The sequence below is a fragment of the Ruegeria sp. AL7 genome, assembly GCF_056536105.1.
Genome location: NZ_JBQFJF010000002.1, coordinates 335,852 through 359,021 on the forward strand (window position 1 = coordinate 335,852; position 23,170 = coordinate 359,021).

The 23,170-nt window shown below is 55.3% G+C and carries 20 protein-coding genes; 9 read left to right on the forward strand and 11 right to left on the reverse strand.

Features of this window, described 5'->3' with window-relative positions:
- Positions 1–179: 179 nt before the first annotated feature.
- The 5 genes from ACR3E2_RS18765 to ACR3E2_RS18785 are packed head-to-tail and all read right to left on the reverse strand — an operon-like array spanning position 180 to position 6,135.
- Positions 180–1,691, reverse strand: a complete 1,512-nt coding sequence (locus ACR3E2_RS18765; RefSeq protein ID WP_480483457.1) for a class I adenylate-forming enzyme family protein — start codon at positions 1,689–1,691, stop codon at positions 180–182.
- Positions 1,688–3,109, reverse strand: coding sequence for an acylating sulfoacetaldehyde dehydrogenase (sauS, locus tag ACR3E2_RS18770; protein ID WP_480483459.1), 1,422 nt, complete (start codon positions 3,107–3,109; stop codon positions 1,688–1,690). Before sauS ends, ACR3E2_RS18765 begins: the two co-directional genes overlap by 4 nt.
- A gap of 60 nt (positions 3,110–3,169) precedes the next feature.
- Positions 3,170–4,129, reverse strand: coding sequence for a Bug family tripartite tricarboxylate transporter substrate binding protein (locus ACR3E2_RS18775; protein ID WP_480483461.1), 960 nt, complete (start codon positions 4,127–4,129; stop codon positions 3,170–3,172).
- Positions 4,130–4,171: 42 nt separating this feature from the next.
- A complete protein-coding gene (locus ACR3E2_RS18780; protein ID WP_480483463.1) occupies positions 4,172–4,627 on the reverse strand; it encodes a tripartite tricarboxylate transporter TctB family protein in 456 nt (151 codons plus the stop codon).
- On the reverse strand, positions 4,624–6,135 hold the full coding sequence (locus ACR3E2_RS18785; RefSeq protein ID WP_480483465.1) for a tripartite tricarboxylate transporter permease: 1,512 nt from the start codon (positions 6,133–6,135) through the stop codon (positions 4,624–4,626). Before ACR3E2_RS18785 ends, ACR3E2_RS18780 begins: the two co-directional genes overlap by 4 nt.
- Positions 6,136–6,247: 112 nt before the next feature.
- On the opposite strand from ACR3E2_RS18785, the gene ACR3E2_RS18790 reads away from it, so the two are divergent.
- Positions 6,248–7,276, forward strand: a complete 1,029-nt coding sequence (locus ACR3E2_RS18790; RefSeq protein ID WP_480483467.1) for a LacI family DNA-binding transcriptional regulator — start codon at positions 6,248–6,250, stop codon at positions 7,274–7,276.
- A gap of 197 nt (positions 7,277–7,473) precedes the next feature.
- Here ACR3E2_RS18790 and ACR3E2_RS18795 read toward each other — a convergent pair whose 3' ends face one another.
- Positions 7,474–8,259 (reverse strand): DeoR/GlpR family DNA-binding transcription regulator, encoded by a 786-nt coding sequence (locus tag ACR3E2_RS18795; protein ID WP_480483469.1) that lies wholly within the window; start codon positions 8,257–8,259, stop codon positions 7,474–7,476.
- Positions 8,260–8,462: 203 nt separating this feature from the next.
- On the opposite strand from ACR3E2_RS18795, the gene ACR3E2_RS18800 reads away from it, so the two are divergent.
- The 5 genes from ACR3E2_RS18800 to ACR3E2_RS18820 all read left to right on the forward strand — a co-directional run bounded on the left by ACR3E2_RS18800 (position 8,463) and on the right by ACR3E2_RS18820 (position 15,833).
- Positions 8,463–9,410 carry an ABC transporter substrate-binding protein gene (locus ACR3E2_RS18800; protein WP_480483471.1) on the forward strand — a complete coding sequence of 316 codons (948 nt, stop codon included), beginning with the start codon at positions 8,463–8,465 and terminating at the stop codon, positions 9,408–9,410.
- 76 nt (positions 9,411–9,486) lie between these two features.
- Entirely contained in the window at positions 9,487–10,509 is a 1,023-nt protein-coding gene (locus tag ACR3E2_RS18805; RefSeq protein WP_480483473.1) for a quaternary amine ABC transporter ATP-binding protein, read from the forward strand.
- Complete coding sequence (locus ACR3E2_RS18810; protein ID WP_480483475.1) at positions 10,506–12,497, forward strand: ABC transporter permease; 1,992 nt, start codon at positions 10,506–10,508, stop codon at positions 12,495–12,497. The genes ACR3E2_RS18805 and ACR3E2_RS18810 overlap by 4 nt, the downstream gene beginning before the upstream one ends.
- 1 nt (position 12,498) lies before the next feature.
- Positions 12,499–13,380, forward strand: coding sequence for a phosphotransferase (locus tag ACR3E2_RS18815; protein WP_480483477.1), 882 nt, complete (start codon positions 12,499–12,501; stop codon positions 13,378–13,380).
- 8 nt (positions 13,381–13,388) lie between these two features.
- Complete coding sequence (locus ACR3E2_RS18820; RefSeq protein WP_480483479.1) at positions 13,389–15,833, forward strand: GcvT family protein; 2,445 nt, start codon at positions 13,389–13,391, stop codon at positions 15,831–15,833.
- Between the two features lie 225 nt (positions 15,834–16,058).
- Here the strand turns inward: ACR3E2_RS18820 and ACR3E2_RS18825 are convergent, their stop codons facing one another.
- Positions 16,059–16,553 (reverse strand): Lrp/AsnC family transcriptional regulator, encoded by a 495-nt coding sequence (locus tag ACR3E2_RS18825; protein ID WP_480483481.1) that lies wholly within the window; start codon positions 16,551–16,553, stop codon positions 16,059–16,061.
- Positions 16,554–16,637: 84 nt separating this feature from the next.
- Between ACR3E2_RS18825 and ACR3E2_RS18830 the strand changes: the two genes are divergently transcribed.
- Positions 16,638–17,825: a diaminopropionate ammonia-lyase gene (locus ACR3E2_RS18830; RefSeq protein WP_480483483.1), complete on the forward strand. Its 1,188-nt coding sequence runs from the start codon at positions 16,638–16,640 to the stop codon at positions 17,823–17,825.
- Between the two features lie 135 nt (positions 17,826–17,960).
- Here the strand turns inward: ACR3E2_RS18830 and ACR3E2_RS18835 are convergent, their stop codons facing one another.
- Both ACR3E2_RS18835 and ACR3E2_RS18840 read right to left on the reverse strand, forming a co-directional pair.
- Entirely contained in the window at positions 17,961–18,911 is a 951-nt protein-coding gene (locus ACR3E2_RS18835) for a VOC family protein (RefSeq protein WP_480483485.1), read from the reverse strand.
- Positions 18,912–18,928: 17 nt separating this feature from the next.
- Positions 18,929–19,918 (reverse strand): nuclear transport factor 2 family protein, encoded by a 990-nt coding sequence (locus tag ACR3E2_RS18840; RefSeq protein ID WP_480483487.1) that lies wholly within the window; start codon positions 19,916–19,918, stop codon positions 18,929–18,931.
- Between ACR3E2_RS18840 and ACR3E2_RS18845 the strand changes: the two genes are divergently transcribed.
- Complete coding sequence (locus ACR3E2_RS18845; RefSeq protein ID WP_480483489.1) at positions 19,899–20,804, forward strand: LysR family transcriptional regulator; 906 nt, start codon at positions 19,899–19,901, stop codon at positions 20,802–20,804. The two genes, ACR3E2_RS18840 and ACR3E2_RS18845, sit on opposite strands and share 20 nt — an antisense overlap.
- Positions 20,805–21,047: 243 nt before the next feature.
- Here ACR3E2_RS18845 and ACR3E2_RS18850 read toward each other — a convergent pair whose 3' ends face one another.
- Both ACR3E2_RS18850 and ACR3E2_RS18855 read right to left on the reverse strand, forming a co-directional pair.
- Positions 21,048–21,758, reverse strand: coding sequence for an MOSC domain-containing protein (locus tag ACR3E2_RS18850; RefSeq protein ID WP_480483491.1), 711 nt, complete (start codon positions 21,756–21,758; stop codon positions 21,048–21,050).
- Positions 21,759–22,394, reverse strand: coding sequence for a MarR family winged helix-turn-helix transcriptional regulator (locus ACR3E2_RS18855; RefSeq protein ID WP_480483493.1), 636 nt, complete (start codon positions 22,392–22,394; stop codon positions 21,759–21,761).
- Between ACR3E2_RS18855 and ACR3E2_RS18860 the strand changes: the two genes are divergently transcribed.
- Positions 22,388–23,137: a hypothetical protein gene (locus ACR3E2_RS18860; protein WP_480483495.1), complete on the forward strand. Its 750-nt coding sequence runs from the start codon at positions 22,388–22,390 to the stop codon at positions 23,135–23,137. The two genes, ACR3E2_RS18855 and ACR3E2_RS18860, sit on opposite strands and share 7 nt — an antisense overlap.
- Positions 23,138–23,170 lie beyond the last annotated feature (33 nt).

Sequence of the window (23,170 nt, forward strand, 5' to 3'; positions counted from 1 at the left end):
GAGAGGCGTTCAGGCATCTGCCACAACGGGTGCCTGGAACCGTTGATGTAAACACGCTTATCATGACGATTGAAAGGCTTTCGGCACTGCTGAAGCTGGCGACGTGAATTGCTTTTGTGGCTATTCCCGCTGTTGTTTTGGCATTTATTTTTCAGGTAGAGTCGGACCGGCATTGCCATCTACATTTTCAAGTCGCTCGCCTCCTCGCTAACGATTTGTAGGATCCTGTTTCTCTGGATCTTTCCCGAAGGGCCCTTTGGAAGATCAATCAGAATATGAACTTTGTCAGGAGACTTGAAACGGCCTAGCTGGGACTCACAGATCTTTGACAAAGCTTGCGGCGTCAATTCAGAACCTTCTCGAATTTTGACCGCTGCCTCGACGGTTTCACCGTAGCTTTTGCAAGGGCGGGCAAAGGCCGCAGCTTCAACAACGTCGGGGTGTGAATAAAGCGCCTCGTCAATCTCACGAGGGGCTATATTCTCCCCTCCCTTAATGATCAGTTCTTTCAATCGACCGGTCACATAAACATACCCGTCCTGATCCATGCGGGCGAGATCTCCGGTCAGCAACCAGCCATCCGAAGTAAATGTGCCCGCAGTAGCATCCGGGTCATTGAGGTACTCCAGCATCACATTCGGACCGCGTATGACCAACTCACCTTCTGTTCCGGTAGGTACAGGCCGAAGTTCCGCGTCCAGAATTGCAACCTCATTTCCATATGCAATGCCGGGTGAACCAATCTTCCGAACGCCGGGGGGCAGCGGGTTTGACAGAATCTGAGCGGCAGTTTCCGTCAAGCCCATGGTTTCCACGATTGGGATTTCGAAACGATCCTCAAAGCCACGCTGCACGTCCGGCGCCAAGGCTGACGACGCAGAGCGCCCGAAACGCACGCGTTGCCGGGTTTGCGCATCCGGACTAGTCTCAGAGTGCAGCAGGTGCGAGATAATGGTCGGAACGACCGAGAACCACGTTGCCTCGGCCTTTCCAAGATTGTCCCAGAACTTGCTGGAAGAAAATCGTTCGCACACGGCCAACGATCCGCCTGAGACCAGTGTTCCCATCACCGTCACGCAGAGCCCGTTAATATGATAGATCGGCAAGACGCAAAACCCGCGATCAGCCTCGGACAATTCATGGGCAATTTTGGTCGTCCAACCCCCTGCCAACAGGCTGGAATGTGTGTGGACCACCCCCTTGGGGCGACCGGTTGTTCCGGATGTATACATCAACAACGCGTGGCTATGAGGCGAGAGGCTATGCAGGTTGCTGCCGGACTCAACGGCATCTGCCACCTTCAACTGTTTGATTTTCGCAGGATTGGCCGTTCGCCTGAACAGGTCCGTTTGATCGGAATGTACAAATCCATAGCATGCGCCGCTGTGTTCCAGCGCGTAGGCAACGGCGCTGTCACCCGCGACAAGATTGATCATCGTGGCCCGAAACCCGCCATAGAGAACGCCAAAAAGGACCTCAAGCGCTTCCCGGCAATTGGGGTAGAGGATGGCGACGCTTTCTCCCTTCGCCACACCCCGTTCGGTCAACATGCTTGCGATGCGGCGAGCTGAGTCACGCAATTCACCCCAATTCAGGTCCCGCGCCCCGTCCGGGAAAACGAACCCGGTTCCCCCGCGGCTTGCCCGACGGTCAAGCCAGTCCCGGACGGTTCCCTTGGGTGGTTCGATCATTGCCCCGCCTCCGACCAATAGCCGCCAAATATCGCTTCCAATTCGGGCTCGCGCGGCGGCGTTTCACGGATGATCTTTGTCGTTTGTACGAAATGCCGCCAATGCAGATTGGTGTCGATGGAATTGCCTCCCCAACTGCCGCAGCCCATTGACAGCGAAAAGGGCATGCAGTTGGTGAAGCTGCCACCAGTGGCAAAGGTATGCGCCTGGTTTACAATGACCCGGCAGGTGGGCAGGTCACGACCCAACCCAACCGCGCGCGCGTCGTCGCTGGTATGGATTCCGACAGAATGCCCCGCGCCCTGGTGTTCCAGAATACGAGCCGCGATTACCTTGGCTTCTTCAAAATTTGCCGCTCGATAAAGCGCCAGAACCCGGCTGAGCTTTTCCCCCGACAAAGGATGATCCGGGCCAATTCCGTCAGTTTCCACGGCTAGGAACTTGGTCCCCTCGGGGACCTTATCCGCCATATCCAGTGCTTCAAGCATCTTGCCAGCGTCCTGCGCGATTACAGATCGGTTGAGATGCCCATCGGGCCACAGCCGTGCGATGATGTTTCCAGCCTCGGAAGATGGCACCAAGGCACCGCCTTCAACGGCGATCGCGGCGACAAAGGCGTCATAGACCGCATCTACAACAACCAGCGCATTTTCAGACGAGCAGGACGTCGCGTTGTCGAAGCATTTCGATGCCGTGATCTTGGAAGCAGCTGCGGCCAAATCTGCGGTTTCGTCCACAATCACCGTCACATTGCCCGCACCAACCGCCACTGCTGGCGTTCCACAGGATTGCGCGCGTTGGACGTTGTTCTGGCTGCCGGTACAGATCACGCGATCTACGGCTTCCATCAACCTTTGTGTCTTGGCCTTGGATCCGGGCGCAGGGATCATCTGGACCAGATCGCAATCGAGGCCGAGCTTGTCAAACTCTGAATGGATAAAAGCGATCAGCATCTCGCAGGAAGCGACTCCTTTGGGGGATGGTGCCACCACGATGGAGTTGCCTCCTTTGAGCGCATTGATGATATTGTTCGCCGGCGTCGCAGCGGGGTTGGTCGATGGAACCACAGCACCGATTACACCGATTGGACGTGCAATCTCGGTCATGCCGGTTGCTGGATTGTCGCTAATGATGCCGTGGGTTTTCACGTCAGCGATATCGCGCAACAAGCCCAGAGTCTTGCGGTGGTTCTTTGTAATCTTGTCCGGAACATTACCCAGACCGGTGGTCGCAACAGCGATTTCCGCCAGTGCCCGATTGCGTGTTGGCTCCATGATTGCCCATCCCGCCGCCAGCGCCGCCTTGTCGTACAGCGCCTGACTGCCGCTTTCTTCAAAGGTCGCTTGGGCCTTGCGCGCATGCGCTACTATGCGATCAACTTCGTCGATCTCGGGGGAAACCCCTTCCTGAGCGTTCATCTCGGTCCTCGATTGTTTGATCGGGGCGGACCCACTCCGCCCCGTAGGGAGTTGACTGGTTCAGAGCCCAGCCAACAATTCGTTCAGTGTTTGCTGACGTTTCTCCCACATCTTGATCACTTCATCGCGTGTCATGATGTGCATGGGCGATCCGCCGGCTTCCATCTTTTTCACCACACGATCGTTGGCGAACATCTCGGGAACCGTTTCCGCAAGTTTCTCGATCACCTCGGGCGGCGTTCCCTTGGGTACCATCACGCCCCGGAAATTGACCGACGAGTTGTCGACATCGAGCCCCTGTTCCATCATGGTCGGCACGTCGGGCAGGAACGCGTTTCGCTCAAGATCTGCGACACCCAGGATTTTGACGTTGCCCGCCTCTTTTGCGCGGAACGCATCCGACAGGTTGTTTATACCACCCATGACTTCGCCAGCAATTACCGCTTTCATGGCCGCCGCGCCACCACCTTTGGTCGGGATATAGGCCATCGTTGTTCCTGCAGCCTTGTCGATTTGAAGAGCCGCAATGTGGTGACCAACAAAAAGCCCAGCCCCGGACACGGTCAGCTTGCCGGGGTTTTCCTTGGCATATGCGACAACACCTTCCATCGAGTTGAACGGGCTGTCCGCACCAACCACGAAGACAGCCGGGTCGGCGCCCCAGTTGGCGATGGGCTCAAAGCTGTCGACCGAATACTCGACCCCACCCTTAATAGATTGGGCGATGAAATGTGGAACATTGTAGGCAGCAAGCGTGTAGCCATCGGCGTCGGCCTGGGTTGCGAACCAGTTCCAACCCACACGCCCTCCGGCGCCCGGTTTGTTTATGATGGCGATTGGCATTCCCAGCGCGTCTTCATTCCCGGATGTCATGGTGACAATCCGCGCCTGAAAGTCGGTTGCGCCACCAGCGCCGTAACTGACCATCATCATGATTGGGCGTTCGGGATACTCCTCGGCAACCGCCGCGCCCGCCAGGCTCGTGAGGGCCAGTGCCGCCCCTGTAATCAACCGTTTCATTTGCGTTTCCTCCCTATTTTGGTTCATCCGCATCCCTTGCGGTCAGAACAGAAATTCTCTTGGTGTGTAGACTTGCAGAAGCATGGCAAAGAGCCCGTACATCACCGCCACAAAGATCGCTGTGATGACACCGCGCTTGACCCAGGTTTTGGCTTCGGAATGTGGGTCTGGATCGTAAATCGACAGCAGAATGAAAAACGCGATTGCCGTTGCTGTGTAGAACCCCAGCGATTTGGACGCCCAGAAGACATAGATAAGGGTGACGAACAGGCCCGGCAGCATGTTGATGAACATCATGCGGGTCACGCCGTTGCCTACCTTGGACAATCCCATCAGCGCTTTGCCGAAGGTCCACCCTGCCAAAACCACAAAGACCGAAGCGATAAGACGCGGAAATAGAAATGCCTCGACCGGTTGCTGAGTAAAGCTGACCCAGGTTACCCAAAGTCCTACAGCAAAAACCAAACCCGACCCGATTATGTGTTGTGTGCGGTTCATGCCTGTGCCTCCTCTTTGGTGGTATAGCGCCGGTGGCGAAGTTCCATCCAAACCGAGTAGGCAATTGAGGCCAGTACAACGGCGATCAGCAGAAGATTCAATCCGCCCGTCAAGAAGTAAGAGGCTTTGCCGACGGTCGCGTCCGCGATCATTCCGCCCTGAATGAAGTTGGCTTCGGCAATCGGACCAAGGATCAATCCCAGAACCAACGGAGCAGCCGAGAATCCAAATCGTTCCAGAAAGAACATCCCGATGCCAAGGCACGCCATGACGTAAACATCCCCCATCGAACTCTGAACCGAGTAGGCGCCGAAGACCGAAAGGGCCAGAACAATGGCCGCCATGACCGATTGCGGCACCTGCGCGACACGCGCGGCCAGACCGGCAATGTATAGGCCGAAGACGCACATCAGGACCTGGCCGATCAGCATGGAGTTTATGAACGTCCACGCCACGTCCGGGTGGTTGTCGAACAGATCCGAGCCCGGGAAAATTCCGTGAATCAGCAGCCCGCCCAGCAAAACGGCTGCGGTTGGGCTACCCGGGACCGACAAGGTCAACAACGGTACCAGAGATGGGCCCACCATCGCATTGTTGGCGGACTCCGCGGCAATTACGCCCTCGGAATGACCCGTGCCGAACTTGTCCTTCTCGGCTGAAAACTTCTTACTCTGATCATAGGCAACCAGCCCGGCAATTTGCCCGCCAACGCCTGGGATCAGGCCAATGATGGAACCTGTCAGTGTGCCGATGCTTAGTGCTCGGGTACGGCTGAACAATTCTCGCAATGCGGCCATGATCGAATGGCGCTGTACTTCGATGACTTCAGCACCCGTGTCGTGGCGTCCCTTTGCAAACATCGTCAGCACCTGAGGGATCGCGAACAGACCGATCAGTGCCGCGATAATGTTGATGCCGCCGCCCAGTGCAGGGTGAAAGATAAAGCGTTGCGCGCCCATAATGTCGTCGAAACCGACTGTCGCCAGCCACAATCCGATACAACCCGATAGCAAACCTTTGACCACGGATGCAGAATCTAGCGTGCCGATCACAGTCACCCCTAAAATGGCCAGCCAGAACAGGTGTGAGGGGCCAAACGCCAGCGCCCATTTGGCCAAAACCGGTGTCAGAAAGATCAATAGGAGCACACCGAAGATGCCGCCAACCGCCGAGGCCAGAAACGACAGTTGCAGCGCCCGCGCCCCTTGTCCCTGCTTGGCCATGGTGTGGCCGTCCAGAGTGGTGGCAATATTGGCTGGAGCGCCTGGGATTTTCAGTAAAATTGCACTCACCGCGCCACCAGCAACGGTCGAGGTATAGGCGGCTCCCAGCAAGATCAGCCCCTGTGCGGCCTCAAGCTGGAAGGTGAACGGAATCAAAAGGGCAACCGCCATCGTTGGTGACAAGCCTGGTGTCGCGCCCAGGATCAGCCCTCCGATCGTGCCGCCCAAAAGCAGCAAGAACGACATCGGTGTGAACACATCCCCGAAGTAGTAAATGAATTCCATCCAGTGCCTCCCAACCCGTTTGTCTGCACTTTTGGTTTGTTGACAAATCAGGTTAGGGGATGAAAATAGTATTGCAAATGTTTTCATAAAATCGACCGGACAGGACGAAATTATGTCTAATTTTCAGCATGGTAAAGTCGATATCGTGGCAGTCGCAAAGGCCGCGAAGGTTTCACCGTCTACGGTTTCTCGTACCTTCAATCACCCTGATCTGGTCAGCCCTGCGACTCGCAAAAAGATCAACAGGGCAGTGCAGCGGCTCGGGTATATCCGCAATCGTGCCGCTCAAACAATGCATGGCAAACGGTCAGGAACGATTGGCCTGGTCGTACCAACTATCAACCATGCCATCTTCGCTGAGGTCATTCAGGCTTTTTCCGACTCTATCGACAAGGCAGGATTCAGCCTTCTACTGGCGTCGCACGGGTATGATCTAGATCGGGAATACGCGATGGTGCGCAAGTTTCTTGAACATCGCGTGGACGGCGTGGCATTGGTTGGCTTGGAGCATTCCGATGCCACCAATCGCTTGATCACGCAGCAGAAAATACCTGCACTTGCGATTTGGAACTACTCAAAGGATTCGGATCTTCCTTGTGTCGGGGCCGACAACCAGTTGGCCGGCCGTCTCGCAACAGAGCATCTGCTGGCCCTAGGGCATCGTGACATTGGGCTGATCTTTCCAAAGACCAATGGTAATGACCGCGCGCAACATCGACTTTCCGCCGTGCACGAAGCGCTACAAAATATGGGTGTCTCCGTTCCGGGCGAGCACGAATCTGAAGCTCCTTACAGCGTTTCGCAGGCCAAGCAGGCTGCGCTGAACCTTTTGGCGGAAACATCTCGACTTACGGCTTTGTTATGTGGAAATGACGTCATAGCGCAGGGCGCTTTGTTTGCGGCCCAGAAACTGGGGTTAAACGTTCCCGGCGATCTTTCAATTATGGGCATCGGAGATTTCAAGGGATCGGCTGATGTTGAGCCGGGGCTCACCACCATTCGAATCCCCGCCGAAGCCATCGGTAAACTCGCAGGTGACAAGTTCACCGATTACATTACGTCAGATGAGTCGGAACATTTTAAAATTTGCTGCGAGCTGGATTGTGTTGTTAGAGGAACAACAGGTCCAGTGTCAGTATAATAGTCGGCATTGCCAACTTGTTTGCACATTCAGAACGGATGTGTCGCAAACTATGAGGCCCGGTTGACGAACATGCGCGATTTGACGTTTTCCCCATCGAATAGTTCGTTAACAGATTTCAACATGATCTCATTAAAAGGCTGCCATCTCCTCAAAGATGCAGTTTTGTAAGCTGGGTACATCTATCAGTTCTGACACTAGTCCGACCCTGCGATAACAACTTCGATTTCATTTTTGTCGAGCATGGCCAGGATGTTGGCAGGAGGAACGCGGTCCGTATACAAAACATCAATTCCGGCCATGTTATGGAGAGATATCGGAGCCCGCTTGTTGAATTTTCCGCTGTCGGCTACGACGATGCGCACCTGCGCATTTTCAGCTGCAGCACGCGCGATATTGGCCTCTTCAAGATCATGAAGCATGAAGCCCAAATCGCCATTCACGGCTCCAACCGAGAACACTGCCAGCTGTACGTTGAAACGCTTCACAAGATCCAATGCCTCTGCACCGAAAGCGCCCCCATCATGGGCGCGCAGTTCTCCGCCCGCCAGAAACACCCGGTTGTTGTTGTGCTTTGACAACGTGTAAGCGACGAAAACCGAATTTGTAACTACAAACAGGTCTTTGTGTTTCCGTAGCGCGAGCGCGACGTAGGCGGTCGTCGAACCGATATCCAGAAATAGGGAATCCCCGTCGCTAATTGTATTTGCGACTGCCCGGGCTATTGCTTCTTTCGCATGTGCTTGCGTTCCCAAACGGTTTTCAAAGGGTGGCTCTATGGCGTCTTCGCTAAGATGTACGCCGCCATGCACCTTCCGCACGATCTTGCGCTCTTCCAGCGCCTTGACGTTGCGCCGGATCGTTTCATTGGAAACATTCAGTTTTTGAGCCAGGAGGCTGACCCTGCACGACCCGCCCGCATGTTGCAGCTCGCGAAGGATTTCTTCTTCGCGCTGATTTGTGGTTTTTCGTGGCTTTAACATGCGACCTCCTGAAAGGGGGATACGGCAGTCATCCCAATAAAACAATATTACGTCCAATACAGTGCCATTCGGGGCTTTTTGTGTGAATTATAACGAATATTCGTGGCGAAGTGTGGTTTTTATTGACGTAGTTGTCAGATTGGCGCAGCATGGAAGTGTAATAAACGAAAAACACTCAAAAAGCCACATTCAGGGAGCACAACATGATCAGGAAATTCAATGCACTACACGCAATGGCATTAGTCGCTGGCGTAACTGCTTCGGCTTCTTGGGCCGCCGAATCGACGGACCCAATCAAACTGACGTTGCATGATTGGTCAGGGCAGCTGATCAACACCAAGATAATGGGATCAATCCTGCAAGAGGCCGGATACAACGTTGAGTATGTACAGGCAGACTATATCGCTCAGTTTGCGGGCCTGAAGACAGGTGATCTACATCTGGCAATGGAAATCTGGGAAACCACCGGGCGTGAAGCGCTGGACGAAGCCACCGCCTCTGGAAATGTGGTGAACGTTGGTGAAACCGGTCTGATGGCGATCGAAGAATGGTGGTACCCGACTTACATGAAAGACCGCTGCCCCGGCTTGCCAAACTGGGAAGCTCTGAAAGACTGCGCAGGGGAATTTGCCACGGCTGAAACCTCGCCAAATGGGCGCTATGTCGGCGGACCCGTGACCTGGGGCGGTTTCGACGAAGAACGCGTCGAAGCGTTAGAGTTAGAGTTTGAAGTTGTCCACGCAGGCACGGATGCTGCGCTTTTTGCAGAGCTGGAATCCGCATATCAGCGCGAAGATCCGATCATGCTGTGGGTCTATGTTCCGCACTGGGCCCCGGCCAAATATGACGGTGAATTCGTGGAGTTTCCGCCATACTCGGCCGAGTGCTACAGCGACCCGTCCGTCGGTGTGAACCCGGCCTTGGCCTATGATTGCGGAAAACCGCGCGGTCCGATCTGGAAGGCTGCTTGGTCTGGCCTGCAAGAAAAGTGGCCGGGCGCGTATGACATCATCGAAGCCTATAACATCAATAACGACGAGATGAGCGCCATGGTCGGCAAAACCGATCTGGACGGTGTGGATATTGATGCAGTTGTCGCGGATTGGATGGAGACGAACAAGGACCGTTGGTCTGGCTGGATCTCTAAATAATCTGCTTGGCCGAAGCGGTTACCCCGCTCTCCTCTACCGCTTCGGTCTTTTTCCGTCTTAGTCCCGGACACCACTGATGACTCCCACAACAAAACTGTCCTGCCGAAACGTTTGGAAGCTTTACGGTCCAAACGCCGAGACCCTTCTGGCGCAAAATCCGAACCCATCGGCAGATGACATTCGAAATGCGGGTGTGATCGGAGCGGTACGCAACGCCAATATTGAAATCGTTGAAGGTGAAATCTTCATCATCATGGGCCTGTCCGGTTCAGGCAAATCAACCCTGGTTCGTTGTCTGTCCAGGTTGATCGAACCTACAAGCGGTGAGGTTCTGTTCGACGACGCCGACCTGCTGCGCGCCAGCGAGAAAGAAATGATTGAAATCCGCCGGCACAAGATGGGCATGGTGTTTCAGCATTTTGCCCTGCTGCCGCACCTGACCGTATTGCAGAATGTGATGTTCCCCCTGACTATTCAGGCTACGCCCAAACACGAAGCCGACGCAAAGGCGAGAGACGTGGTGGAACTGGTCGGCCTGAAGGGGCGCGAGGACTACTATCCACGAGAGCTCTCGGGTGGTCAGCAACAGCGTGTGGGCATTGCTCGATCGTTGGTGACAGAGCCCGATCTTTGGTTTCTGGACGAGCCTTTTTCGGCCCTCGATCCACTGATCCGGCGCGAAATGCAGGACGAATTTCTGCGACTCCAGGAACGGTTGCATAAGACTATTGTCTTTATCACGCACGACTTTGAAGAAGCCGTTCGCTTGGCCGACCGCATCGCCATTATGAAGGATGGTGAAGTCATCCAGATCGCCACCCCGGAAGAACTGGTGATGAATCCAGCGACAGAATATGTGGCTGAATTCACGCGCCATATTCCGCGCTCCAAGGTTTTGACGGTTGGTGGTGTAATGACCGTCGGCGCTGCAGGTGAAGGTGAGCCCATTGTGCAATCGACCCGCGTCTCGACCGTGGCGGAACGGATCATCGCCGCAGATGCGCCAATTCCCGTGACAGACAGCAATGGGCTGGTTATTGGCGCCATTGATCGCAAGGATGTGGCCCATGTGCTATTCGGTGAAGGGGACGCGGTATGAGCCGCCTGTCCCGCAGTCAGCTCATCATTCTGCTGTTTGTCGGACTCACGATCCTGCTGGGGTATTTCGGCAGCAACCTGGGAAAAGCGCTCGATGCGCGCTGGATCACCAAATTCCCGTCGGCTTGGGTCGTCCCGTTCAAAACTTATATCTCATCTGCAATGTCCTGGCTGATCGAGGATGCTGCAATCGGCCCAGTTTCGTTCACCGACGTTACCCGCGCTGCTGCTTGGTTGATAGAACAGCCCTATGACCTTGTCTTGTCCCTGCTGGCCGAGGGTTTTGTCACCGGGCAAGGCAACGATGCGCAAGTCATCCTACCTGCGATCAGCTGGATTGTGGTTATCACCGCCGTAATAGCTTTGGGACAGTATTGCCGGGACTGGGGGTTGGCGGCGTTGGTCGGCGGCTGCTTTACCTATCTGGCCGTTTTTGGCCAGTGGGACAGCGCGATGGTAACGCTTGCCTCGGTCCTGATTGCGGTGCCGATTGGCGCGGGCGGCGGGCTGTTGTTGGGGATATTGGCCTATCGCCACCTGACTTTCGATCGCATCATCTCGCCCATTCTGGACCTGATGCAGACAATTCCGATCTTTGCCTATCTGGTACCAATTCTGTTCATGTTCGGCTTTGGACCGATTTCGGCGCTTGTTGCAACTATCATCTATGCGACACCACCCATGGTGCGGATCACCACGCTTGCCTTGAGAGCCGTCGACCCCGAGATTTTGGACTTCGGGCGCATGGCAGGCACGACGCAAAAGCAGTTGATGTGGCGCGTTTTGGTTCCTTCCGCCAGCCACAGTCTGATGGTAGGCGTCAATCAGGTGATCATGCTGACGCTGAACATGGTCATCATTGCCTCGATGATCGGGGCCGGAGGATTAGGGTTTGACGTCCTTGCCGCGCTGCGCCGGCTGGACATCGGCGCTGGGTTCGAGGCCGGTATTGCCATTGTAGTTCTGGCCATTGCCGTCGATCGCCTAAGTCAGGCTTTTGCCGAGCGTATGGGGCAGGTACATCACGAGCTCCCCGGCTCGTGGGTCACCCGCCATCGCCGGACAATTCTGGTATTGATCCTGCTGATTTTGACCTGGGTTCTGGGGCAGTTCTCACCCCTGTTGCTGGAATATCCTGAAAGTCAGACGATCACCACTGGCGGGTTCTGGGATGACACGGTCAAATACCTGAACATCAACTATTTCGACACGTTCGAGGCGATCAAGATCTTCTTCCTGACGTGGTTCATGATCCCGATCAAAACGGTCCTGCTGGGAATTCCATGGCCTTGGGCCATTGCCATGCTGACCTTGCTGGGTTGGCACGCAGGGGGCTGGCGGCTGGCACTGTTGTGCGGAGGACTGGCGTCTCTGATCCTCATTTCAGGACTGTGGGCCAAGGCAATGGTGACAGTTTATCTCTGCGGAGCCTCTGTGTTTCTTGCTACCCTGATCGGTGTTCCGCTGGGCGTTGTGGCTGCTCTGAACAAACGCGCCGGGACGGTGATCAACCTGTTGATTGATACGTTGCAGACTTTGCCCAGCTTTGTTTATCTGATCCCGGTTGTGATGCTGTTTCGCGTCGGCGATTTCACTGCGCTGATTGCCATAGTCCTTTACGCGCTGGCCCCGGCCGTACGTTATGCGGCACATGGCGTGCGCTCGGTCAGTGAGGAATTGATCGAGGCCGGATTGGTCTCTGGGTGCACACGCACGCAACTTCTGCGCCATATTCGCTTGCCCATGGCCCTGCCCGAAATCCTTTTGGGTATTAACCAGACCATCATGCTGGCGCTGTCCATGCTGGTTATCACCGCCCTCGTTGGCACCCGCGATCTGGGGCAGGAAGTCTACATTGCCCTGACAAAGGCTGACACTGGTCGAGGTCTGGTGGCAGGGCTGTCCATCGCATTCATTGCCATCATCGCTGATAGGCTGATCAACGCAAGCGCTCGTCAGGCACGCATCCGCTTTGGAATGGAGAGTTGATATGACCCAATCCGACCTGATGACCCGCATTCGCAAGCTACCGATCTGGCAGGGCGAGATCAAAGCCACCCCGTTGACGGGTGGGATTACAAATGTGAACTACAAGGTCACTGACAGCAGTGGATCCTATGTGGTGCGTGTCGGTGACGACATCCCTTTGCACCAGGTGATGCGCTTCAACGAACTGGCTGCCAGTAAGGCCGCCCATGCTGCAGGTCTGTCACCCGCTGTAGTGTTTTCGTCCAACGAATTAACAGTGCTGGAATTCGTCGAAAGCCGCACTCTGATCGAAGAAGACGTACGCGACCCCAGTATGCTGCCTCGAGTGCTGGAGCTCGTGAAAGCCTGCCACCTTGAGGTGCCCAAGCACCTGCGCGGCCCGTCGCTGGTGTTCTGGGTCTTTCATGTCATCCGCGACTATGCCGCCACCCTCACCGATCATGGAAGTTCGCATAAAGGCCTGATCCCTGAACTTGTGCAAATTGGAAATGATCTGGAAGCCGAGGCCGGGCCGTACGAAATCGTGTTTGGCCATAACGACCTGCTTTGCGGCAACTTTCTGGACGATGGCACCCGCCTGTGGCTGATCGATTTCGACTACGCGGGCTTCAACTCGCCATTGTTTGATTTGGGTGGGCTGGCCTCGAACAACTCTCTTTCCAATGAACAAGAGGACTGGGTTCTGGAAACCTACTTTCAGGCACCCGTCACCAACCAATTGCGTCATCGCTATACGGCGATGAAATGCGCCTCGCTGCTTCGTGAAACCATGTGGAGCATGGTGTCCGAGATCACCTCGGATATCGACTTCGACTATGCAGCCTACACAAGTGAAAATCTCGCGCGGTTTCGCACGGCCCTGACCGATTACAAAAACACCTGAGGACAGATATGACCGACCTTCCAAATACAGCCAAAGCCGTCATCATCGGCGGCGGCATCATCGGCTGCTCGACCGCCTATCACCTTGCCAAGCTCGGTTGGACCGACACGGTGCTGCTGGAGCGCAAAAAGCTGACTTCGGGCACCACATTCCATGCTGCGGGTCTGGTGGGGCAGCTGCGTTCGAACGCCAATATCACTCAGCTGCTGGGATATTCAGTCGATCTGTACAACAAGATTGAAGAAGAAACCGGTCTGGGAACGGGTTGGAAAATGAATGGCGGTTTGCGTCTCGCCTGCAACGAGGAACGCTGGACCGAGGTCAAACGGCAGGCCACCACAGCCCATTCCTTTGGTCTGGACATGCAGCTGCTAACCCCGAAGGAAGCGCAGGATCTTTGGCCGCTGATGGATATCGGTGACGTCATCGGCGCGGCGTTCCTGCCCACCGATGGGCAAGCAAACCCCTCGGACATTACCCAGGCGCTGGCCAAGGGAGCGCGCATGGCAGGCGCGAAGATATTCGAGGATACCAAGGCCACCGATCTTGAAATCGAGAACGGCAAGATCCGCGCCGTAATCACTGAACATGGCCGTATCGAATGTGAAAAGGTGATCGTGTGTGCCGGTCAGTGGACGCGCGACTTTGCCGCCAAGTTCGGTGTGAATGTGCCGCTGGTGCCAATGGAACATCAGTACATGGTCACAGAACCATTTGGTGTACCCGGTGATCTGCCTACCCTGCGGGATCCCGATCGGCTGACCTATTACAAGGAAGAAGTTGGTGGGCTCGTCATGGGCGGTTATGAGCCGAACCCAATCCCATGGGCGGTGAATGGCATACCTAAAGATTTCCACTACACCTTGCTCGACAGTAACTTCGACCATTTCGAACAGATCATAGAGCTGTCGCTGGGCCGGGTGCCAGCGTTGGAGACCGCAGGGATCAAGACCCTAACCAATGGTCCCGAAAGCTTCACTCCGGATGGCAACTTCATTGTGGGTGAAGCACCAGAGCTGAAGAATTTCTTTGTTGGTGCTGGTTTCAACGCCTTTGGCATTGCTTCTGGCGGTGGCGCCGGAATGGTGCTGGCAGAATGGGCCGCCAAGGGCGAGCCGCCCTTTGACCTGTGGTCCGCCGACATTCGCCGTTTTGGCCGCCCGCATTTCGACACCGATTGGGTTCGCACCCGAACAGTCGAAGCATATGGCAAACACTACACTATGGCCTGGCCTCATGAAGAACACGAGTCCGGCCGCCCCTGCCGCAAGTCACCGCTGTACGATACGCTTATGGATCAGGGCGCTTGCTTTGGTGAAAAACTGGGTTGGGAGCGTCCAAACTGGTTTGCCGACGCATCGCTGGGTGAAACGCCGAAGGACGAATACAGCTTTGGTCGCCAGAACTGGTTCGCTGCTGTTGGCCGTGAACACAAAGCGGCCCGAGAAGCGGCAGTGCTGTTCGATCAAACATCATTTGCCAAATTCGCGCTGAAAGGCCCGGACGCCTTGGCGGCGATGAACTGGATTTGTGCCAATGATGTGGACAAACCGGTGGGTGCGCTGGTCTATACCCAGATGCTCAATGACAAGGGCGGAATTGAATGCGACCTGACCGTGGGCCGTGTAGCACATGATGAATTCTACATTGTCACTGGTACCGGCTATGCCACCCACGATTTTGACTGGATCAGCCGAAATATTCCGGACGGGCTGAACTGCCAGCTGTTCGATATCACCTCCTCGAACGCAGTGTTGTCGCTGATGGGGCCAAAAGCACGAGATATTCTGGCGGCAGTTACCCGTGATGATGTCTCGAATGACGGGTTCAGGTTTGGCACGATCCGGACAATCGGCATCGCGGGTTGCCCGGTCAAGGCGCTGCGGGTGACATACGTGGGCGAGCTTGGCTGGGAACTGCACTTGCCTGTCGAATACGCGCAAACAGTCTATTCCGCGCTGATGGAAGCAGGGCAACCGCAAGGGCTGGTTAATGCGGGCTACCGCGCAATTGAATCTCTTCGGCTAGAAAAGGGTTACCGCGCCTGGGGGTCTGACATCGGGCCCGATCACACGCCGTTTGAAAGCGGTCTGGGATGGGCTGTGAAACTGCGCAAGAACATAAACTTCAAGGGTCGCGCGGCAAGCGAGAAGCAAAAGGCCGAGGGCGTCAAAAAGATGCTGGCCTGCTTCACCGTCGACCCCGATGTGGTGCTGTTGGGCCGCGAAACGATATACCGGGATGGAGAACGGGTGGGTTGGCTAACGTCGGGAGGCTATGGCTATACAACCGGTAAATCCATCGGTTACGGCTATGTCCGAAATCAGTTCGGCGTCGATGCAGATTTTGTTACGTCCGGCACGTATGAGTTGGAGGTTGCGACCCAACGTGTCTCCTGCGACGTGACACTTCAACCGCTTTACGATCCCAAAATGGACCGTATCAAATCATAACACAAACTCCTGTTACCTGGATGAGGTTGGGGCAAATGTGTCCCAACCTCAATACCTCAGGAAACGTGGTTATTTTCCAGGTAAACCGAGAGGTATCTCGGCAGGATTTACCGCCCAGATCACCAGGTTTCTGGCAGATTTGGAATGCACAAGCACTTTGTTTCCAGTTCTCGCCGCGCAAAAGTCAAATACCCCGCCAGACTACATGCTCTGGAGAGGCACAAGTCAGATGTTCAACTGCATGGATGACTTTGTTCGGTCCATTGCAACGAATGTTCTGAACTTTCGGATGTTCTTGTTCGAAAAGAACAACCGTTGGGTAAGCTTTTCATATTCGGACATATCTCGAACGATAACGATCAGAACAAAATCCACTTCACCAGTAACATAGTAGCATTGCTGAACCTCAGGGGCATCATAGAAGCTTTTCTTGATTTCATCGATTTTTCCGCCAGTCTCGGTTTTTAGTTCGACTTCGACGAAAATGGTCAGCGGCAATCCCACGGCTGCCGGATCAATATGCGCTGACTGCGCGGCAATGACGCCCTCCGCCTCCATGCGTTTGATCCTCCGCTGCACGCTGGGCGCAGACAGATTCACGCTTTCACCGATTTGACGGTGCGGCACCGTATTGTCCTGCTGCAACACCCTAAGAATCGCGAGATCGAAGCTATCCAGACTTCCTGATAAATATTTTTGTTTCACGGCGACCTCATGCAAGTTTGCTTCAAAATTACCAGCAATTCAGAGCGAAAACATCACTGACATTGAATTATATTTGCACCAACAATGGAAGGACCACAAATGCTCGCAAACTTTGAGACAGTCGGAATTGAAAGCCATACAGCCAAGCCAGGCTTTGGCCATGCCGCCACAGCCACCTTACCCCGCGAGGGATTTGACCTCGCACAGAGGGAAATTCAAAGCTGGAGTGGGTACGAAAGAGCGCCAATGCCGTCTCTTCAAGGTCTAGCCGAAGCACTGGATCTGGGCGCAGTCTATTACAAGCATGAAGGGTTAAGATTTGGCTTGGGCAGTTTCAAAGCACTTGGCGGCGCTTATGCGGTTCTGCGAGTATTACAGCGCGAATTAACCAAAAAGACAGGCCGTGAAGTCACTGCCGATGAGATCCGAAACGGCACCCATACTGCCGGAATTGCAGACATAACCGTCATTTCGGCGACAGATGGCAATCACGGTCGTTCAGTGGCTTGGGGTGCCCAGCGCTTCGGCGCGCCATGCCGAATTTACATTCACAAAGAAGTAAGCGCATTCCGCGCCGACGCAATGCGCCAGCTGGGGGCCGAAGTGATCAGGGTTGATGGAGATTACGACGCTTCCGTGGCACAGACCCGGACCGATGCAGCGGCACACGGTTGGTTGATTGTTTCAGATACTTCCTGGCCCGGTTACACTCAGGCACCTCTTGATGTCATGGCTGGTTACGGGGTCATGGCGCGCGAGATCGTGCAGGATTTGGCTTTGCCACCCACTCATGTCTTCCTTCAAGGCGGCGTTGGAGGCTTAGCGGCTGCCGTCACCGCGGTATTCCTCCACGAATGGGAGCAGAATGCGCCGCGCGTCATCGTGGTCGAACCTGAATTGGCCCCCTGCCTTTTTGCAAGCGCCCAGGCAAATCGGCCTACAGCCGTCGAAGTAGGCGAAGAAACCATAATGGCTGGGCTATCCTGCGGCGCGCCGTCCGAATTGGCATGGAACGTTTTGGAAGAGGCCGCCAGCGGTTTCATGAAAATCCCTGACCAGCTTGTGGCACCGGCCGTCCGCCTATTGGCAAACGGCGCTTTCGGAGATGAGCCAATCGAAGCCGGAGAAAGCGCCGTGGCCGGTCTGATTGGCTTGATCTGCGCGTCGATGCGCACCGACTTGCGAAAACAATTTCAAATTACGCCGCGATCCCGAGTGATGTTGATCGGGTCAGAGGGCGTCACAGATCCGCATGTTTTCGACCGGATCATGAATGATAGCAACTGACTTGCGGAAATGACCCGGCGTGGTATTCCCCCTTGGTGGAAGCCGCGCCCGGCTTCCACCTTCCGGCCACGCCGCAGGAGTTTACCGCTGTCCGGCCTGCAAGATACGCCTTTGTTCTTGGCCAATCATGCAGGTTCACTTCCTTTCGACAGTGAACCGCGTTCCCCAAGGGTCTGTCAGCTCTTGCGGTTGCAATACAGTCCCATCCGTCAACAGCACGATCTCATCCAAGCCGCTGCTGTCAGTTGGACGAGCTTTTGCACCATTGCTGTTCCAGACGTTGCCTGCAAAGTGATGGTGGTACCCACCCGAACTGTAGAACCCTGCTGAACCTTCGTGCAGCATGCGATCCTGCGCTAGATGTCGTGTCATGAATTCGTCGACCGCATTGATATCCCCGACCTGTAGGTGGACATGTCCGACCACCATATTTTCCGGAGCCCCGGACCAGTCTTGACGGGCCGCACCTGCAATGGCCTCCAGGTCCAGATGATGCGAGCCCATGCGGATATACTCTCCATCCATCTGCCATGTTTCAACAGGCCGGTCGGCGTAGATTTCGATCCCATTGCCTTCTGGATCGTTTAGATACAGCGCCTCGCTGACGTCGTGATCCGCCGCCCCGGTCAAAGGGATGCGGTTTTGTGCAGCATAGATCAGCCAGCGTCCCAGGTAATCGTGGTCCGGCATCAGAAAAGCTGTATGGAAAAGACCCGCCGCATGCGGATAGCGCCGCGCAGCACGGTCTTGGCGCAACTCGAGCAGAACGTTGTTTCCTGCGCCCAGTTTCAGGGTTTCGCCATCCCGCGCCAATTCCTCAAGGCCAAGCACTTGTTGGTAAAAGGTCCCAACAGTGTCCAGATTGTTCACAATCAGTGCCACACGGCCGATTGACACGGGGGCTTCGCTGCTTCTCATGCCATAGGCTCCTTTTCTGAGTTTCGAAACCCCCTTCCCATCAACCGCGCTGGCGTAGGCCCGCGTTGCCAGCATATCAGCGATCATCGCTGTACCGGCGGCAGTCAAACCTCCGGCCATCCTGTTTAGAAATCCTCGCCTGTGCACATTGCCGGGTTTGATGGTCATGGGGTTTCTCCTGATCCTCAATACTCGAACACGCCGTTGGTGTTTGCAGATTCTCCGGTCTGCGCTTCTTCGATGTCCCAATGCTCTACGATGAAACCATTGTCATCAAAGCGGAAGATATCGAAAAATCCGATGCCCAGATCGCCCTCAATGTCGAGGTTGGTCTGCTTCGAATGAACCAGCACCATGTCGCCCATCGCAATAGTCTTGGCAATTTCTGTTTTTAGGCGCACGTTATCAGCAGCTAGTCCGGTCAAGTATTCTGCCAGAGCATCGCGCCCATCCGGCACGCTCGGGTTGTGCTGTATATAGTTCTCGGAGGAGATATACGCTTCGACCGCTGATAGATCACTTGGGTTTTCAAAGCTTTTCAGAACGGCGATAGCACGTTCACGGTTCTGCTCGATATTCTGATCGGAATAAACATCTGCGTTTGGTCCCTGAAACATGGTGTTTTCATTCGCCGCGCTTTCGGGGACCTGCTGGTAGTGGTCCCAGTGTTCGACCAGTTTTCCGTCCTCGGCGCGCCAGACATCAACATAGACGTACTGGTCCCCGTTACTGCCGGTCCAGACAGAATGGATTGCAACATAGGAACCCTCGGCAAGCACACGGTAGAGATCCACCTGCACATCAGGATCGGCAGTCAGTTCACTGGCAACGGCCTTGATCAACTCAACCGGCCCGTCGCCATATGCGGTGGCATGCTGAACATAGGTATCGCCGATGTACTTCCCGAAATTGTTGAGGTTCCGGTAAACCAAAACATCCCGATAGAACCCTTCGGCCAGTTTGATCGAGGCCTGGGTTTGTGCGTCAATGCTTAGCTTATCAGCATGGAGCGGAGTGGAAAGCGCCATAACCACAGCGGTTGCAGCAAAGAGGACGGATCTTCTAAACGGCATGGGTTTACCTTTTCGGTTGCATGTGGCGACCAGATAGAGATTTTCATTGATGAAAATAACAGAAAGAATAACCATACAACTCATGAAGAAAAACGATAACAAGGAACTCGGCGTCCGTTTGATACGCATGTTTGCCGCGGTCTATGACACAGGTTCGATCACGGCGGCGGCCAGACGTCTGGAGGTCACACAATCCACTGTCAGCCATGGATTGAACCGGCTACGCGGAATTGTGAAAGATGAGCTGTTTGTCCCTATGGGGCGCGGTATCTCTCCTACGCCGCGCGCAGCCCAGTTGTTTGCACAAGCGCAACATATTCTGGAGGCAGTGGACGCATTTACAGAACCCGCGCAATACGAGCCTCGTGATGACAGCGGCCAGTTTGTGATCGCCGCCAATGATTATGAGACCGAAATCGTGCTGAAACCCTTATTTCACGCGTTGCGACACCGCGCACCGAAGGTACAACTGCGCATTTGGCGCGCGCAGTCGCAACAAGACTGGGCCGAACTACTACGCAACGGGCAGGTCGATCTGGTGCTGGCGCCCGAGCTTACCGGAACCGAAGCCGACTTGATGCAGAAACTGATCCTGACCGACAATGATCTTTGCTATTTCGACCCTGACCACGTGACTGCTCCTGATACAATCGCGGCTTATTGCGCGTTGCCCCACGCGGTCATGATGCCCGGGCAACACGAACTTACCGCTATCGATTTGGCGCTCAGCCACCTGGAAAGGCATCGCCGCATCTCAGTGACGCTGCCCGGTTTCTCGGCAATCGCCTCTCTTATTCGCGGGACCAATACTATTGCGACTATGCCTGCGCGGTTAAAGGACAATATCTTTGCCGGCTTTGCTCATTGCAGCCCACCCGTCGACCTGCCACCCGATAGAATTGCGCAGATCTGGCACATGCGCCAGGCAGCGTCACCTCGCCACCAATGGCTCCGCGCGCTCATCTCGGAGATAGCGACCGCCCGATGAAGGGCAAAGGAACTTTGATTGCCATCTCTGAGATGGCGCGCAAAAGACCTGGTCCGCCGCATGCGGACCCTCCTTCCGACAACCGGAACTGATATCCTAACTGCGAAAGCGGAACGTTCACTGGAAACTTCCTGGCTGATCAACCGCCAGAAATTCATATAGCCCCTTGACGTGCCGATGTGCACCGCGCTGGCGACCTGCCCATGTCTTCCAACAAACATGCTGAAGTCTCGCAGTGGGGCCTTAAGGCGATGTGTTCGACATGCTCCCCAATCTCGCGCGCGTATCTTCTTTTACGTCGCCCATCGCCATGCGCGCAAAGGCTTGCCGCCAGCCAGGGGCGAGGTCCGTCAGATTTGCGAGGGCTTCGGCATCCTTGCGGGAAACTCGTCGTGTCAGTCGGGCGCGGGTCACGTGCTGCACGCTCCAGTCCGGATTGCGCCTTTCAATCAACGTTATTCGATCTCCTGCTTCGACCTCGCCGGTTTCCAGAACACGGTAGTACCACCCAGTGCGACCCGTTTTCTGAAACAGGTAGGGCATCCTTTCATTTCCGGTGTGCAGTCCCAGTTTCCAGCAGGGCTGACGGCCCTGGCTGATTTGAACGATTGCCGTGCCCAGCCTCAGGATGTCGCCAATGCACAGATTTTCCTCGGTCAAACCGGTTGTTGAGATGTTTTCACCAAATGCTGCGGGCTCTGCGCCGGGGGGCAGCTGCCCTTCTCTCTGCCAATCCGCATAGTGATCCTGCGCATAATGGTGAATGGCTTTTTCTGCACCGCCATGCACGGTCAGGTCCGCCTGTGCATCATCTGAAAATCCAGTAAGCGAAATGACCTGACGGCCAGACACCCGATCCTTCTGAATGGCAGAGGGCGGCTTTGCCTCCCAGCGGTTCGTGACACAACCCAGGAAAATGCCACCTATTACTGTCGATAGTTCAGGAAGGGTCATTCAGGCCTCTTTGTGTTCAATACATATCTTTTCTTCTTCGCCACGCTCGAGGCTCACTTCCAGCAAGCTGCAGAAGCCATTTTTCTGACCTTTCTTATGATAGGCGCAGGTCATGCATTTCCCGAACGAGTGACCACCGTTCGCTGCCAATGCCAACATCAAGCTCTGAAGCAGACCATCCTTGAGAGACACCTGAACGCTGGAGGGCAGATTGCCGATGGCGTCAGCAATCGGATTGGCCTCTGTCAAAACAGAGGCGCCCGCCTTGGACAGTTCGTACGAGATCGACCGCTGGTCAGATTTTTGTCGGTGCTCGGCAGCGTATCCCTTGCGCACAAGCGCTTTCAGTGTCTGGGACATCGTTCCGCGGGTTGTCCCAAGGTACTCAGCGACATGTGACGGTGAACGGGAAAACTGATTTGCCTCGGAAAGGTACTCCAGCGCCGCCCTTTGTGTCGGGTTCAGGTCGCCCGTCCAGCCCGCAGCGGAATCTATCCGGGCAAGACGGTTGATAAGGATACGAATACTGTGGGCGGTTCTCATGCCCAACAAGTAGCGAGTCGAAATTAAAGTTGCAATATGTTTCTCCGTTTGGTAGCGAGTCGATATCACTTTACCGGAGATAAGAAATGACACTCACCTGGAAATCACTTGCTGCAGTTGTGATCGGAGCTTCGTCCGCCGTCGCAGAAGGCGATCACGCGATACATCAGGAGGGGGCTGTTGTCTCTCCCGCTGATGTCGCCAAGGTGGCCGACTTTGACATCCTTGCAGCGCATGCGCATCGCAACGGCAATACCATTACGTTCCACATGACCACCAATGGTACTGCCGGGGCATCGGTGCCGGCAGGAACCGGGGCAGTAGGAGGGTCAGACGTCTGGTCCTATGTGTGGCCTACATCCCTGGATACGTCTGCAGTAGGTTTCGAAGGCGGCGCCGGCATCTTGGCAATGGCTGCAACCAGCCACCCGGATTTTGACGACACCCCGCTGTTTGATGAAAACGGCGATGGCGACCCAGCCAACGACGGTATCGAATGGCACAGCCACTGGGTTGTTCTCGCCCCGACCGAAACTTGCGGCCCGGGCGCCCTTGCAGTGCGCGATATCCCTGAAGGGACGACGCCAAAGCTTCCTGCAACCTGGCCTGGATTCCCAATCTTCCTGGACAGCCCAGGGTTCACACCGCTGTTCGATGGTCCGGAAATTCAAGTCAAAGCCGGATTTTCCAACGACGTTCAGTTGGAAGGCATCGCTTATGATGGCGTAACCTCTGCTCTGCGGGTAAACGCCAACATTCACGCTCCGCTTTTGTGCGTCACGGATGTTTTCGACATTGCCTCGGGCGACCTGAGCCTACCGGGCAAGCTTCAATAACGATGTCGGCCGGTCGTCTCAGGCAGGCGGCCG